General features: G+C 71.8%; 12 protein-coding genes. 6 read left to right on the top strand and 6 right to left on the bottom strand.

The annotated features are described in order from the left end of the window. Nucleotide 1: 1 nt before the first annotated feature. Nucleotides 2-1582, top strand: a complete 1581-nt coding sequence (locus AB0F52_RS24035) for a glycoside hydrolase family 13 protein (protein WP_360174959.1) — start codon at nucleotides 2-4, stop codon at nucleotides 1580-1582. Here the strand turns inward: AB0F52_RS24035 and AB0F52_RS24030 are convergent. Further along, nucleotides 1579-2913, bottom strand: coding sequence for a hypothetical protein (locus AB0F52_RS24030; protein ID WP_360174956.1), 1335 nt, complete (start codon nucleotides 2911-2913; stop codon nucleotides 1579-1581). The genes AB0F52_RS24035 and AB0F52_RS24030 overlap by 4 nt on opposite strands. 104 nt (nucleotides 2914-3017) lie before the next feature. Here AB0F52_RS24030 and AB0F52_RS24025 point away from each other — a divergent pair, with 104 nt between their 5' ends. Further along, nucleotides 3018-4463: an ABC transporter substrate-binding protein gene (locus AB0F52_RS24025; protein ID WP_360174953.1), complete on the top strand. Its 1446-nt coding sequence runs from the start codon at nucleotides 3018-3020 to the stop codon at nucleotides 4461-4463. A gap of 170 nt (nucleotides 4464-4633) precedes the next feature. After that, nucleotides 4634-4966, top strand: a complete 333-nt coding sequence (locus AB0F52_RS24020) for a hypothetical protein (protein ID WP_360174950.1) — start codon at nucleotides 4634-4636, stop codon at nucleotides 4964-4966. Here AB0F52_RS24020 and AB0F52_RS24015 read toward each other — a convergent pair. Then, nucleotides 4963-5841, bottom strand: a complete 879-nt coding sequence (locus tag AB0F52_RS24015) for a LysR family transcriptional regulator (protein ID WP_360174947.1) — start codon at nucleotides 5839-5841, stop codon at nucleotides 4963-4965. The genes AB0F52_RS24020 and AB0F52_RS24015 overlap by 4 nt on opposite strands. 71 nt (nucleotides 5842-5912) lie before the next feature. Between AB0F52_RS24015 and AB0F52_RS24010 the strand changes: the two genes are divergently transcribed. Further along, nucleotides 5913-6923 carry an SDR family oxidoreductase gene (locus AB0F52_RS24010; protein WP_360174944.1) on the top strand — a complete coding sequence of 337 codons (1011 nt, stop codon included), beginning with the start codon at nucleotides 5913-5915 and terminating at the stop codon, nucleotides 6921-6923. A 102-nt stretch (nucleotides 6924-7025) separates the two neighbouring features. Here AB0F52_RS24010 and AB0F52_RS24005 read toward each other — a convergent pair whose 3' ends face one another. The 3 genes from AB0F52_RS24005 to AB0F52_RS23995 form a co-directional block, all read right to left on the bottom strand. Beyond that, the gene (locus tag AB0F52_RS24005) at nucleotides 7026-8021 is read right to left on the bottom strand and encodes an AraC family transcriptional regulator (protein WP_360174941.1); all 996 of its coding nucleotides are present in this window, start codon (nucleotides 8019-8021) and stop codon (nucleotides 7026-7028) included. A gap of 28 nt (nucleotides 8022-8049) precedes the next feature. Then, a complete protein-coding gene (locus tag AB0F52_RS24000; protein WP_360174938.1) occupies nucleotides 8050-8784 on the bottom strand; it encodes an SDR family oxidoreductase in 735 nt (244 codons plus the stop codon). 246 nt (nucleotides 8785-9030) lie between these two features. After that, a complete protein-coding gene (locus tag AB0F52_RS23995) occupies nucleotides 9031-10230 on the bottom strand; it encodes an IS110 family transposase (protein WP_360174935.1) in 1200 nt (399 codons plus the stop codon). 311 nt (nucleotides 10231-10541) lie between these two features. Here AB0F52_RS23995 and AB0F52_RS23990 point away from each other — a divergent pair, with 311 nt between their 5' ends. Together AB0F52_RS23990 and AB0F52_RS23985 are read left to right on the top strand one after the other, a co-directional pair. Further along, entirely contained in the window at nucleotides 10542-11639 is a 1098-nt protein-coding gene (locus tag AB0F52_RS23990) for an IS110 family transposase (RefSeq protein ID WP_360174932.1), read from the top strand. A gap of 232 nt (nucleotides 11640-11871) precedes the next feature. Continuing rightward, nucleotides 11872-12198, top strand: a complete 327-nt coding sequence (locus AB0F52_RS23985) for a methyltransferase domain-containing protein (RefSeq protein WP_360174929.1) — start codon at nucleotides 11872-11874, stop codon at nucleotides 12196-12198. Between the two features lie 46 nt (nucleotides 12199-12244). Here the strand turns inward: AB0F52_RS23985 and AB0F52_RS23980 are convergent, their stop codons facing one another. After that, complete coding sequence (locus AB0F52_RS23980; protein WP_360174926.1) at nucleotides 12245-14158, bottom strand: S8 family serine peptidase; 1914 nt, start codon at nucleotides 14156-14158, stop codon at nucleotides 12245-12247. Nucleotides 14159-14245 lie beyond the last annotated feature (87 nt).

The raw sequence follows: 14245 nt of genomic DNA, 5'->3' as shown, positions 1-14245 counted from the left end.
CGTGACCGACAAGACCGGCTGGTGGCGGAGCGCGGCGATCTACCAGGTCTACATCCGCAGCTTCGCGGACGGCAACGGCGACGGCGTCGGCGACCTCGCCGGCGTCCGCGCCCGGCTGGACCACCTGGCCGACCTCGGCATCGACGCGATCTGGTTCACCCCGTGGTACCCGTCGCCGATGGACGACGGCGGCTACGACGTCGCCGACTTCCGCGACATCGAGCCGCTCTTCGGCACGCTCGCCGAGGCGGAAGACCTGATCGCCGAGGCGCACGCGCGCGGCATCCGGGTGATCATCGACATCGTGCCCAACCACTGCTCCGACGAGCACCGCTGGTTCCAGGCCGCGCTCGCGGCCGGCCCGGGATCGCCGGAGCGGCAACGGTTCTGGTTCCGGCCCGGCCGCGGGCCGGACGGCGCCGAGCCGCCGAACAACTGGAAGTCGCGCTTCGGCGGGTCCGCGTGGACGCGGGTACCGGACGGCGAGTGGTACCTGCACCTCTACAGCTCGCGCCAGCCGGACTTCAACTGGGACAACCCGGAGATCCGCACGGAGTTCGAGGACGTGCTGCGCTTCTGGTTCGACCGCGGCGTGGACGGCTTCCGCATCGACGTCGCCGACGGCCTGGTCAAGGACCCGCACCTGCCCGACGTCGACGACGGCGACGAGACGCCGTTCTCCGACCAGGAAGGGCTGCACGAGATCTACCGGTCGTGGCGCAAGATCGCCGACAGCTACGGCGGCGAGCGCGTGCTGGTCGGCGAAATGTGGCTGGCGGACATGTCGCGGGCCGCCCGCTACCTGCGCCGCGACGAGCTGCACTCGGCGTTCAACTTCGACTTCCTGGTCTGCCCGTGGGACCCGGCGCGCTTCCGCGACGTCATTTCCCGCACGCTGAAGGCGCACGACGAGGTCGGCGCGCCGGCGGCGTGGGTGCTGTCGAACCACGACGTCACCCGGCACGTCACCCGCTACGGCCGCGCCGGCGACACGGGCTTCTCGTTCGCGAACCGCCTGCACGAGCTGCCGGTGGACCTGGAACTGGGCACCCGCCGGGCCCGGGCGGCGGCGCTGCTGACGCTGGCCCTGCCCGGCGGGCTGTACGTCTACCAGGGCGAAGAGCTGGGGTTGTGGGAAGTCCTGGACATCCCGGACGAGCTGCGCCAGGACCCGGTCTTCGCCCGCACCCGCGGCACCGACCCGGGCCGCGACGGCTGCCGGGTCCCGATCCCGTGGTCCGGCGACGAGCCGCCGTTCGGCTTCGGCACCGGGGACGCGTGGCTGCCCCAGCCGGCGGAGTGGAAGGCGTACACGGCTTCGGCGGAGGCGGCGGATCCGGACTCGATGCTGTCGCTCTACCGCGACGGCCTGCGCATCCGGCGGGACCTTCCGGCGGACGCGCTGGAGTGGCTCTCCCTCGGCGAGGACGTCCTGGCGTTCCGGATCGGCACGGAGTTCACGTTCGCGCTGAACTTCTCGGCCGACCCGGTAGCGCTCCCGGCCGGCGAAGTCCTCCTGGCCAGCGGGCCGGTCGGCGGCGGGGAGCTGCCGACCGACACCGCGGTCTGCCTGAAGTCCTAGGAACCGAGCTGCAGGATGTCTACGCCGCGGGCGTTGTCCGCGACGTAGACATACCGGCCGTGCCAGTACGGCGCCCACGCGCTCGCGTCGGCCGGGCGGTAGTAGGCGATCTGGCGCGGGTTCGTCGGGTCGCTGACGTCGAGGAACCGGGTGCCCTGCGCGTAGAACGACTGCACCAGGATCTTGCCGCGGACGTCGAAGTAGTGCGCGGAACAGTCGTCGGAGGCCGGGTCGCTGCCCTCCTGGCCGTTGACGCCCCAGGTGCCGACGCTTTCCAGGCGGAACGGCTTCTCCGGCGTCGAACGCCAGCCTTCGCCGTGGTAGGAGCCCTTCAAGGACGAAATCGTCAGGACGCCGTCGCCCGCGCAGCCGTCGACGAAGTTCTCCTCCGTCGCGTAGATCAGGTCCTGGCCGCGCCAAGCGCCGTCGCCGATGCGGTGGCCGGCCGGGTGGAAGCTGTTGTGCATGAACCGCGAGGGCGCCGCCGTCTCGGCGATGCCGCCACCGGCGTACGGGATCGGCTCGTGCGCGGTGGCGCGGCGGAGCTTTCCGGACAGCGGGTCGCGGTGCACGCCGTTCGTCCAGTAGCCGCGGACGCCGCCGCGGCCGGACACCCAGGCCACGCCGTCCGCGTCGACCTGCACGTCGTGGACGTAGTCGGTCTTGCCGTCGTTGCGGGCCAGCTCGATCGGCTGCGGGTCGACCTTCGGGTGCTTCGGGTCGCGGATGTCGGTGACCCAGATCGGCCGCCCGCCCCAGTCGGCCGGCTGGTTGTCGGCCTTCGCCGGGCCGCCGGTCCACAGGTAGCGGCAGCCGTCGACGCAGCTGGTGGTGTGGCCGGCCGGGACCTGCACGTAGCTGAGGATCGCCGGGGCCTCGGGCTTCGAGACGTCGACGACGTAGATCCCGGACTCGCCGGTGTGCGTGGTGCCGCCGTACGCCCGCGGGTCGCGGGAGAGGAACACCAGCTTGCGGTTCTGGTCGACCTCGGTGTCCTCGGTCTCCCACAGCCCGGGCAGGCTGACCTGCCCGACCAGCTTCGGCGCGGCCGGGTTCTTCGTCAGGTCGTACACCTTGAGCCCGAACTCGCCGGACACGACCATGACGTCGCGGCGGCCGTAGTCGAGGAAGTTGATCGAAATGGCGCCGGCGGCATCGGGCACGTTGCCGACGGCCTTGACGTTCTTGACCGCCCCGGGATCGCCCAGTGTGCGGGTGGCCGGCACCGCCGGTTTGTCGTCCTCGCCGCAGGCGGCGGCCGGGAGCCCGGTCGCGACCAGCGTGGCGCTGACGGTGACGGCGGCGAAGCACGACCGCAACCAGGTGCGCACGGCAACCTCCCAGAACGCTGGCGAGCGTGACCCACCGAACGGTACGACGGAGATCAACCGGACACAACCGTCTTTCGTTGCCAACCGACTGATAAGACTGGCGCATGCGCCTGCTCGTGCTGCTCACCGCCGTGGCCCTCGCCGTCACGGGCTGTTCGGGGTCCGACACCGCCCGGCCCGGTGTCCTGTCCGTCGGCATCCGGGAGCCCGCGACGCTGCTGCCCGCCGACCTCGCCGACCAGGCGGGCCGGCTGGTGACGAGCGTGCTGTGGACCCCGCTCGCCGACTACGACGCGACGTCCGGGAAGGTCACCCCGCGCGCGGCGGCGTCGATCGAGAGCACCGACCGGGTGCACTGGACGGTCAAGCTGCGGCCGTCGGCGTTCCACGACGGCACCCCGGTCACCGCCCAGTCCTATGTGGACACGTGGCGGGCGATCGCCGCCTCGCACTGGGTCTCGTCGCCGGTGTTGACGAAGCTCCTGCGGGCCCGCGAAATCACGGCGGCGGCTCCGGACACGATCGCGCTGACCCTCGACCGGCCGTCCGGCCAGGTGCCCGCGCTGCTCTCCGCGCCGGGCCTGGTGCCGCTGCCGGCGTCGGTGCTCGCCTCCCAGGACTGGGACGGGTTCGCGAAGGCCCCGGTCGGCAACGGCCCGTACCGGCTCGACGGCGGCTGGCGGCCGGGTTCGGGCGGCACCCTCAAGCGCGTCGGCGCCGGGAAGGCCGAGGAGCTCGACCTGCGGGTCGGCGAGCCGGCGGCCCAGTACGACGCGGTCAAGGCGGGCACGCTCGACCTCGCGACCGAGGTCCCCGGCGAGCGGCACGAGGCCATGCACGGCGAATTCGCCGACCGCCACGCGTCCTGGGCCCTCCCCGAGGCGGGCTACCTCGCGTTCCCGGTGACGAACCCCCGGTTCGCCGACGCGACGGTCCGCCACGGTTTCGCCCTCGGCGTCGACCGCGCGGCGCTGGAGGCCGGCCCGCTGGCGCACCAGGTCGACCCGGCCAAGGCGATGCTGCCACCGTCGCACGCCCCGGGCGAGCGCTCGGGCACCTGCCGCCCGTGCACCTTCGACGCGGCGGCCGGCAAGGCCCTGCTGAAGCAGGCGGCCTTCCCCGGCGGCGCGACCGTCTACTTCGGACCGGGCGCGGAGGCCTGGACGCGCGCACTGGTGGTCGGGTTGCACAAGGCACTGGACGTTTCGGTGACGGCACAGGCCGCCCCGCGCGCGGACCAGCTCGACGGTCCGTCCACCTTGGACGTCAAACTGGCGACAGGAAGCCCGTACGAGCTGCTGTCACTCCTGGCTTCGGAGTCGGGCTACGCGGACGAGGTCTTCCGCCAGAACCTGGCGCTGGCCGACGCGGCGGCCACGCCCGAGGAGGCGGGCGAGCTGTACCGGCTGGCGGAGAACCAGCTGCTGCGCGACCTGCCGGTGGCGCCGCTGTGGTCGGGCCACGGCCACGCGGTCTGGGCACCGCGGGTCCACGACGTCACGGCCACGCCGTTCACCGGCCCGGCACTGGCGGGGATCGGCGTCTCGTGAGCTGGGAGCCCGCTCCGCTGTGCTGCCGGAGTAAGTCCTGGGCCGCGGGTGTCTGCTGACTGGATTGGGGGTCTGCCAAGCCACGGGCGCCTCCTGGAGCGAGCATGACTTCACGGCGCCCGCTGCCGGTGATCCGAGATGCTCGGGGTGTCGGCTCGCGAAGGCTCTCGATGAGCCGCACCGCCGGTGACGTGTGCCGCCCGCCGGCGGCCGCGCCGTGGCGGATCCAGATGATGCTCGACCAGGCCGAGGGTGCCGAGTGGGTCTCCCGCCGGAACCCCGCGGTGCGCCGGGAGATCGCGGCGCTGGGCGGCTTCTCACCCGAGGGCATCCCCCACCTGGCGCCCGAGGTCCAGCTGTTCGCCAAGGCCCACGACACCCGCCCCCAGGACGAGCAGGACTTCGCCGCCGCCCTGCCGGTGCTCGGCGCGGCACAGCGGCGCTGGCTCGCGGACGCGCTCGAAACGACCTACGGCCAACACCCCTGGCTCGGTCGCCTCTAGACGGTGGCGTGCTCCACGAGCGTCTCGATGAACGCCCTGGTCAGCGGATCCGGAGCCGCGCGGGTGTAGGCCGTCAGCGTCCGGCGGACCGGCGTGCTCGGCCGCAGGACCCGGCCGTCGAAGCGGGCCGGCAGGACGTTGGCCGGGACCAGCGCCGGGCCGAGGCCCGCGGCCGCGAGGATCGGTGCGGCCGCCGTCTGCTCGGTGCGGACCGCCGCGCGGGGGCGGAAGCCCGCCGCCGCGCAGGCCGCGTCGACCAGCTCGGCCAGGCCGTTGCCCGGGGCGTAGTGCACCCACGCGCAGCCGGCGAGCGTCGCCAGGTCGACTTCGCCGGTGCCGTCGTCCTCGCGGGCGCCGTCGGCGGGCAGCACGACGACGAACTCCTCGACCCCCAGCTCCCGCACCGGCCCGGCCCAGTCGCCGGGCCGCGGGCCGAGCGCCACGTCGGCCTCACCCGCGGCCATCGCCTCCCGCAGCTCGCCGGCGTGCCGGAACTCGATCAGCCGGACGTCGACCTCGGGCCGGTCGCGCCGCCACACGCGCAGCGCGGGCGGCAGGACGCCGAGGCTGACCGAGTAGACCGTGGCGACCTGCAGCTCGCCCGCCGTCGTCCCGGACGCGAGCCGGGCGGCGCAGCGTGCGCGTTCGGCGTCGGCCAGCGCCGCCCGCGCGTGCGGCAGCATCGCCCGGCCCATCGGCGTGAGCCGGACCGCCCGGGGCAGCCGCTCCAGCAGCGGCCCGCCGAGGCCGCGCTCGAGGGCCCGCATCTGGTGCGACAACGCCGGTTGCGTCACGTGCAGCTGCTCGGCGGCGCGGGTGAACGACCCGGTGTCGACCACCGTGACCAGGTATTCGAGCTGCCGCAGACTTGTCATGAACACAGTTTATCGACTTGGTGACAACTAAGCCTTGGACTTATCGCACCCGGCTGGCCAGCCTTGACGGCATGGAACGCAAGAAAGCTCTGGTCGCCGGGGCCAACGGGATCATCGGCAAGAACCTCGTGGAACACCTGCGGGCCGACGGTGGCTGGGACGTCGTCGGCCTGTCCCGGCGAGGCGGGCCGGGGGCGATCGCCGTCGACCTCCTCGATGCGGCCGACACCCGGGCCAAGGTCGGGGCGCTGACCGGTGTCACGCACCTCTTCTACGCGGCTTACCAGGACCGGCCGACGTGGGCCGAACTCGTCCCGCCGAACCTGGCGATGCTGACGAACCTCGTCGACGCGACGGCGCCCGGCTTGCAGCACGTCGGCCTCATGCAGGGCTACAAGGTCTACGGCGCGCACCTCGGTCCGTTCAAGACCCCGGCGCGCGAGACGGACGCCGGGCACATGCCGCCGGAGTTCAACGTCGACCAGCAGCGGTTCCTCGAACGGCGGGCGGGCGAGTGGACGTGGTCGGCGATCCGGCCGTCGGTGGTCGGCGGCACCGCGCTGGGCAACCCGATGAACCTGGCGCTGGTGATCGCGGTGTACGCGTCGATTTCGAAGGAACTCGGGCTGCCACTGCGGTTCCCCGGCGAGCCCGGCGCGTACGACAGCTTGCTGGAGATGACCGACGCGGGCCTCCTGGCGTCGGCGACGGTCTGGGCGACCGGGCACCAGGGCGCCTTCAACATCGCGAACGGCGACCTGTTCCGCTGGCGCGAACTCTGGCCGAAACTGGCGGCGTACTTCGGCCTCGACGTCGCGCCGCCGCTGCGGATGTCACTCGTGGACGTCATGGCGGACAAGGGTCCACTGTGGACATTCATGGCCGCGGAGCACGGGCTCTCGGCATCCTATGCGGACGTTTCGTCGTCGTGGTCGTTCGGCGACTTCGTCTTCGGCTGGGATTACGACATGTTCGCGGACACGTCGAAGTCGCGGCGAGCGGGTTTCCACGAGTACGTCGAGACGGAGCAGATGTTCTACCGGCTGTTCGACGAGTTCCGGAAGGCGCGGGTGATCCCCTGAAAGCGGGTCCGTAGTCGTCCATGCCGGCACAGACCCCCTGGCCGTGCCGGCATGGACACCCCCCTGACGTCGTTCAGCCTACGGATGGCGGCCGGCCACCCTCTATCCGTTATCCGCCGGACGGTCCGCGGATTCCGGATTGCCGGCGCGGCCCGGATCGGCGGTGCGGGACGGCAGCTGCCCGTACACCTCGCGGTAGTACGCGGCGAACCGGCTCAGGTGCGTGAAGCCCCAGCGCGTCGCCACCTCGGCGACCGTCCCGGACGCGGAACCGTCCGCGATGCGCAGCAGGTCCTGGTGCACCCGGTCGAGCCGGACGCGCCGCAGGTAGGCCCCCGGGGTGGTCCCGGAGTCGGCGCGGAAACGGTCCTGGAGGGTACGGGGGCTGACCCGCGCCGCCGCGGCCATGTCGGCGACCGACACCGGCTCGCCCGCGTGTGCCTCGCAGTACGCCATGGCTCGTCGCACGGCCCGCGGCAGCGCCGGGTGGGCGTAGGCGGGCAGTGCGGCGAAATGGTCGTGCGGCTGGAGGTCCACCAGGCCGTGCACGAGGACCTGTTCGAAGTGCGCGGCGGCCAGCGGTGACCGGGCCGCCAGCGGTGACGCGGCGAACTGCGCGAAGGCTCGCACGGTCGCCAGCCATGCGGCCATCGCCGGGTCGCCGTCCGCGAGGGCGGGGACGAACCGCAGGGCGGCGGCGGGCGGTTCGCCGGTCTGCGCGGCGACGGCGTCGTCCACCGCCGCCCGCGGCAGGAACAGGATGAGGGTGTCCGACCCGGCCGGCAGGGACATCTCCAGGGTCATCCCGGGCCCGGCGATCGAGCACGACGCGGTGACCTCGCGGCCCGCCACCCGCACCGAACTCTCCCCGGCGAGCGGGAGGTGGACGTTGTAGAAGTCGGGCAGTTCGCCCGCCGCGACCTCCACCGGGACACCCCACCCCAGCTCGTACAGCGCCAGCCCCTGCCGGTGCAGGCGGCGGAAGCGGCCGGGCGCCCGGTCCCCCCGGCCGACGCGCAGGCCGTGGGGCGAGAACTCCCGGGTCACCGCCTCGTCCAGCGCCTCGACGTCGTCCCCTTCGAACAGCAGGTGCTGCATCTCGTCTCCCCCCGGAGTACGGCCGGTGCTAGCCGCGGCCGATGAACGGCATGGTCGTCGCGGTGATGGTGAGGAACTGGACGTTGGCGTCGAGCGGCAGCCCGGCCATGTACCGCACGGCGTCGGCCACGTGCCGGACGTCGAAGGTCGGCTCGGCGACGACCCGGCCGTCGGCCTGCGGGATGCCGGCGGCCATCCGCTCGGTCATCTCGGTGGCGGCGTTGCCGATGTCGATCTGCCCGCAGGCGACGTCCCAGGCCCGCCCGTCCAGCGAAATCGACCGGGTCAGCCCGGTGACGGCGTGCTTCGTCGCGGTATACGCGACGCTGGCGGGCCGCGGCGCGTGGGCGGAGATCGAGCCGTTGTTGACGATCCGGCCGCCCCGCGGGTCCTGGTCCTTCATGAGCCGCACGGCTTGGCGGGCGCAGAGGAACATCCCGGTGAGGTTGACGTCGACGGTCCGCTTCCAGTCCTCGACGGACAAGTCGGCGACGGTCCCGCCCGCGGAGATCCCGGCGTTGTTGAACAGGAGGTCGAGCCGTCCCCACCGGTCCCGCACGGCGTCGAAGAGCGCCTCGACGGCTTGCTCGTCGGAAACGTCGGTGGGCACCGCGAGCGCGTTCTCGAAGCCCGAAGCCGTTTCCTCGAGGGCGGAAGCGCGCCGCCCGGCCAGCGCGACCTGGTAGCCGTCTTCCAGGAGTGCCCGGGCCACGGCCCGCCCGATGCCCGATCCGGCACCGGTGACGACCGCCGTTTTCGCCATCCCGCCTCCTGGACTGCGCGCATGGGACTTCGCGAGAGCTTCCGAGCCGGGCTCGCCCGGCAACTCGGCCACCCTAGCGGCCTGCGGGTCCGGATCGTCGGCGCGCGGAACAGAACGACCCGGTGCAGCGCCGATCCGCGCCGCACGGCTCGGGCTTGAGCGCTCGACGTTCTCGGCAGCCATCCCGCACCGCCGGACCATCCTGACAGCGACCACCAGGCTGCCCGCGCAGTCTCACAGTGGTTGTCAAGCCGCCGCGGGAGCTTGTTCGGGGTGTCGGTAGTGGGTGCCGTTGCGGAGCATGGCGTAGAGGACGTCGCAGCGGCGGCGGGCCAGGCAGATGAGGGCGGCGTTGTGCTTCTTGCCCTCGGCTCGTTTGCGGTCGTAGTGAGCCCGGCTGGTCGGATCCGACAGGGCGGCGAACGCGGCGAGGAAGAACGCCCGTTTGAGCTGGCGGTTGCCGGTCCGGGCCGGATGCTCACCCTTGATCGACGTTCCGGAGCTTCGGGTGACCGGGGCGATGCCGGCGTAGGCAGCCAGATGCCCGGAGGACTTGAAGCTGGAGGCGTCGCCGACCTCGAGCAGGATGCGGGCTGCGGTCCTGACTCCGATGCCGGGCATCGAGGTCAGGACCCCGGCAAGAGGGTGGGCATCAAGTATCCCCTCGACCTGCTCAGCAACCTGCTTGCGTTGCTGGAGAACCGTTTTCAAACTGTCGGCCAGCCGAGGCAGGACCGTGTCGGCGGCTGCGGTGCCCGGGACGGTAACGGTCTGCTCGCCCAACGCGGTCATGATCGCCTCGACCAGCCGCTCACCCATCCGGGGCGCGTGGACTTTCGCGATCGCGGTGAGCTTGCGGCGGCCGGCCTTGGCGATGCCGGACGGTCCGCCGCAGCGGGACAGGATCTCCAGCACGGCCGGGTGACTGATCCGCGGTCCGATGGCGTGTTCGAGGGCGGGGTGGATGCCAGTCAGCAGGCCGCGGATCCGGTTGCTGATCCGGGTGGCTTCGCCGGCCAGGTCGTCGTCGAACCCGACCAGCACCTCCAGCTCGGCCAACGCCTCGTCACCGACATCGACCGGCCGCAGCGTGTGCGGCAGCGAGCGGGCCGCGTCAGCGATGACGAACGCGTCCCGGGCATCGGTCTTCGCGCGGCCGGGGTAGAGGTCAGCGATGCGACGCATCGCCAGGCCAGGCAGGTAAGCCACCTGATGGCCGGCGGCGCGGGCGACCGCGACCGGCAACGCCCCGATCGTGGCGGGCTGGTCGACTACGACCAGCAGCGTTCCGTGCTGGGCGAGCTTGTCGAACAGGGCTCTCAGTTTGGGTTCGGTGTTGGGCAGCGGCCCGTCATGCAGCCGCCTCCCGTCCGGGTCCAAACCGACTGCGTGGTGGGCGTCTTTGCCGACGTCCAGGCCGAGAAAGACCCCGAAACTGCTGCTCATCCACCATGCCGTTTCGTTCGTCGTGGGTGGTCACCGGGCTGGGCATCGAGCGCCGGCACCCACGTTACGACTGTGATGATCAAGGGGTGCCGCCCCGGGCCGTGGCCTGACCCGCGTTACGACTGACCGATGTGTGTCTTTGTCTCGATCCGTCGGCCTCGGTCCCGGGGCGGTGCTTGCTGCCGCCGGGCTGGTGGGGCGTGTCCCGATAGGGGCTTTGCCGCACTGCGCATCTTCACAGTCCTGACCACCTGATCAGCCCGGCGTCGGCCAGCCACCGGCGTTTCGATCAGAGCAGGAGCCAGCAGACCGTGCCGAGAACCCCTCGTCCTTCCTCCCAGCCCCAGGACCGCGACGGCCAAGAGGTAGTCGTGGGAGTTGACACCCACAAGGACTTCCACGTCGCCGCGGTCGTCACCGGGTTGGGCGTTTTGCTTGCCAACAAAGCTTTTCCGACCACCAGAGCCGGATATCAGGCTCTGGTGAAGTGGACGCGCGGATTCGGCACCGTGCGGCGCGCGGGCGTGGAGTGCACGGGCTCCTACGGAGCTGCGCTCGCCCGCCACCTTGCAGCCGTCGACATCGACGTGTTCGAGGTCAACCAGCCGGACAAGGCCAACCGCCGACGGCGTGGCAAGAACGACGCCATCGACGCCGAGTCCGCCGCCCGATCCGTACTGAACGGCCAGGCCAGCGCGTTGGCCAAGGGCGGGCAGGGGCCAGTGGAAATGCTGCGCATGTTCAAGGTGGCCAAGACCTCCGCCCTCAAGTCCCGAACCCAAGCCATCAACCAACTCAAGGCCATCCTGGTCTCCGCCGACCCCGCGCTGCGCGACGAACTGCGCGACCTCAGCACCGCCAAGCTCGTGCAGCGGTGCATCGCATGGACACCCGCCACGCCATCCGACAGCGCCGCCGCGGCCCGATACACCCTGCATGTGCTCGCAGTCCGGATCGACCGGCTCAGCCAGGAGATCGCCGACCTCAACGCGCAGACCGCCGCGATCCTGGCCAGCCACAAACCCGCCATGCTCGACACCTACGGAGTCGGCCCCGACACGGCTGCCACCCTACTCATCGCCGCCGGCGACAACCCCGAGCGCCTGCGAAGCGAAGCGTCCTTCGCCGCGCTGTGCGGTGTCAGCCCGGTGGAAGCATCCTCGGGCAGGACGCAACGCCACCGGCTCAACCGCGGGGGCGACCGCCAAGCGAACTCTGCCCTGCGCAGCATCGTGCTGGTCCGCCTGCGCTGGGACCAACGCACCCGCGACTACATCGACCGACGTGTCCGCGAGGGCAAGACCAAACGCGAAGCCGTCCGGTGCCTCAAACGTTACATCGCCCGCGAGCTCTACCGGATCATCACCGCACCCGATCCACAGGCCGCTCCTGGCCGCCAAGCTGCTTGACGAACAATAGGGGCATCGAGACCTACCTTCCGGTGGCCGTGTCCCTATCAGCGGTCGGTCGATGCCACCAGACCCGGTGACACCACCCCCCGGATCATGCCTTCGACTGGGGGCGTCAGTCATGCCGACCTGGTGACCACAGCTCCTTGAGCAGGAACTACGAAAACGGTAACGGGGCGTCCCCAGGTCCAGTCTATCGGCGCCCACCGACCGCACTCGCCAAATCGGCTCGTTGTGGCCCGCCCATCCACATCACGGCGGGGCTGGGGACAACTGTCCGAGCCGTTCGCCTGGCGGGACTCCACGGCACTTCGTCGACGACCTCGCGGGCGCGTTCGCCGAGGTGGCCCGGGTCCTCCGGCCGGGTGGGCGGTTCGTGCTGGGCATCGGCGACCCGGACCTGATGCGCCGCGCGCGGATGCTCACCGACAACGGCTTCCGCATCCGGCCGGTGGCCGAGCTCGAGTCCGCGCTGGACGGCGCGGGACTGCCCCTGCGGAACCACGAGCGGGTCGCCCACAGCGGCCTCGGCTTCCACCTGCTCGTGTCCGGGAAATGACGAGCGGGGCCCGGCGCGCGCCGGACCCCGCTCGGAAGGAACCGCCTTACTTCGCCGCCACGCCCAGCGCGGCGAGCGCCGGGCCGGCCATGATCACGCCGTTGCCCGTCACCGTGTCGAAGCCGGGCGCGCCCAGGTCGATCGACGAGGACACCAGGGCCGTGCGGATGTCGGCCGGGGTGGCCGTGGGTTTGCCCGACAGCAGCAGGGCCGCGATGGCCGCCGCGTGCGGGGCCGCCGCCGACGTCCCGAAGAACGGCTGGAAGCCCGTCACCGAGGTCGCGACGCCGTCGGCCGCGGTGATGTCCGGCTTGGCGCGGACCGTGCCGCCGGTCGAGGACACGTTGCCCGGGGTGATCGCCGTGCCGTCGGCGTTGTAGAACACGCGGCGCGTGCCGTCGGAGGAGAAGCGCTCCCACTTGCTCGACGCCGTGTACAGGCCGGGGTACGGGCCGGCCGGGTTCGCCGGGTCACCGGTCTCCAGGGGACGGGTGAACGCACCCGCCGCCGGCGCCGCCGCCACGCTGAACGCGTTGACCGCGGCCGAGTGGCCGTTCGTGACGCCGTTGGTGCTGAACGCCTTGAGCGAGCCCGAAGCCACGAACCGGCCGCGGATCACGTTCAGCGCGATGAAGCGGTCGGCGCCGCTGTACTTGACCACGGCGACCTTGAAGCCGGAGCCGCTGGTGGGCACGGACGCGATCTCGTACGGGTTCTGCGAACCGGACTGCGCGTTCTCGCTGGAGGCCACGACGCTGCCCGCGGAGTTCAGGATGAACAGGTCGTAGTCGTTGGCGGACTTGCCCCACGGGTCGGACCAGAACAGCGTCACCGGCTTGCCGAGCGAGCCCGCCGAGAGCGCGTCGAAGTTCTGCGTGGTGCTGCTCGGGTCGAAGTCGTGCGGGGTGCCGGTGACGCCGCTGATCTTCGCCGACGAGGCCCGGAAGTCGCCCTCGTAGTAGCCGCTGGTGCCGTCGGTGGCGTTGCCCGAGTTGCCGGCCGAGGAGAAGTAGAGCGTGCCGGCCGCGGTCACGTCGTTGACCGCCTGCGCGACCTGCGTGTCCTGGAACGGCGATTCGTCGAAGTAGGAGACGTCGTCGACGATGATCTGGCAGTTGCCGGTGCTGCGCAGCGCGCGGATGTTCGCGGCGAAGCTCGCTTCGCTGGTGAACGCGGTCGCGAAGCCGAGGGTCGCGTCCGGCGCGAGGTCGTGGATGATCTCGAGCATTGCGGTGCCCTCGTCGCCGCTGCCCTGCTGGCCGGACAGGACGTCCACCGCGGGCAGCTCGCCGGCGGCCTGCGACTTCGCCAGGGAGTCGACGCCGTCGGAGAGCACGCAGACCTTCACCCCGGAGCCGCTGACCCCGTAGGTGGTGCGGGCGGTGTCGGCGCCGTGCGCCTTGTCCCCTTCGGAGACCTGTGTCGCGGCGGCGGCCTGCGCGGCAGCGGTCCGGGCGGCCGTGCGGAAGTCGCGGTTGCCCGGCTCGCTCCAGGTGGTGGCCTGGGCGGCGGGCTTCACTTCGGCGACGTCGGCCCGGCCGGCGATCGCGTCGAGGGCGGACAGCGGCAGGTCGGCGCGGACGGCGCCGTCCGGCGAGACGGAGCGGACCGCGCCGCCCGCCGCCGTGACGGCGTTCGCGACGGCCTTCCCGTGCGCGGCGATGTCGACCGAGACGGTGCCGGCGTTGCTGACGCCGACGCCGGAGCGGTATTCGGGCAGCTTCGCGGCCAGCGACCGGTCGGCCCGCAACCGCTTCTCGACGACCAGCTGGCTCGATTGCTTGCGCTCGGCGGGGCTCAGGCTCTTCTTGATGCTCTGCAGTGCGCCGATGCCCGCTTCGGTGCGCGCGGCCGCCGCGTCCACCGTGGACGGCTGCGCCGCCGAGACCCCCGTCGTCAGCAGCAGCGCGCCGACCGTCAGCGGAACCGCGTGCGCGGCGACCCGGCTGAATCTCACCATCGATGTCTCCCTGTGGTACTCGGCCACTCGACCGAATGACACCCGACCGGGTGTAATGGGGAGAATCTAAGGAGTGACCGAGCCGGA

The sequence above is a fragment of the Amycolatopsis sp. NPDC024027 genome (genome assembly GCF_040638975.1).
Taxonomy (GTDB): Bacteria; Actinomycetota; Actinomycetes; order Mycobacteriales; family Pseudonocardiaceae; genus Amycolatopsis.
The sequence above is the reverse complement of the archived record's forward strand: the minus strand, read 5'-3'. Positions and strand labels throughout refer to the sequence as shown.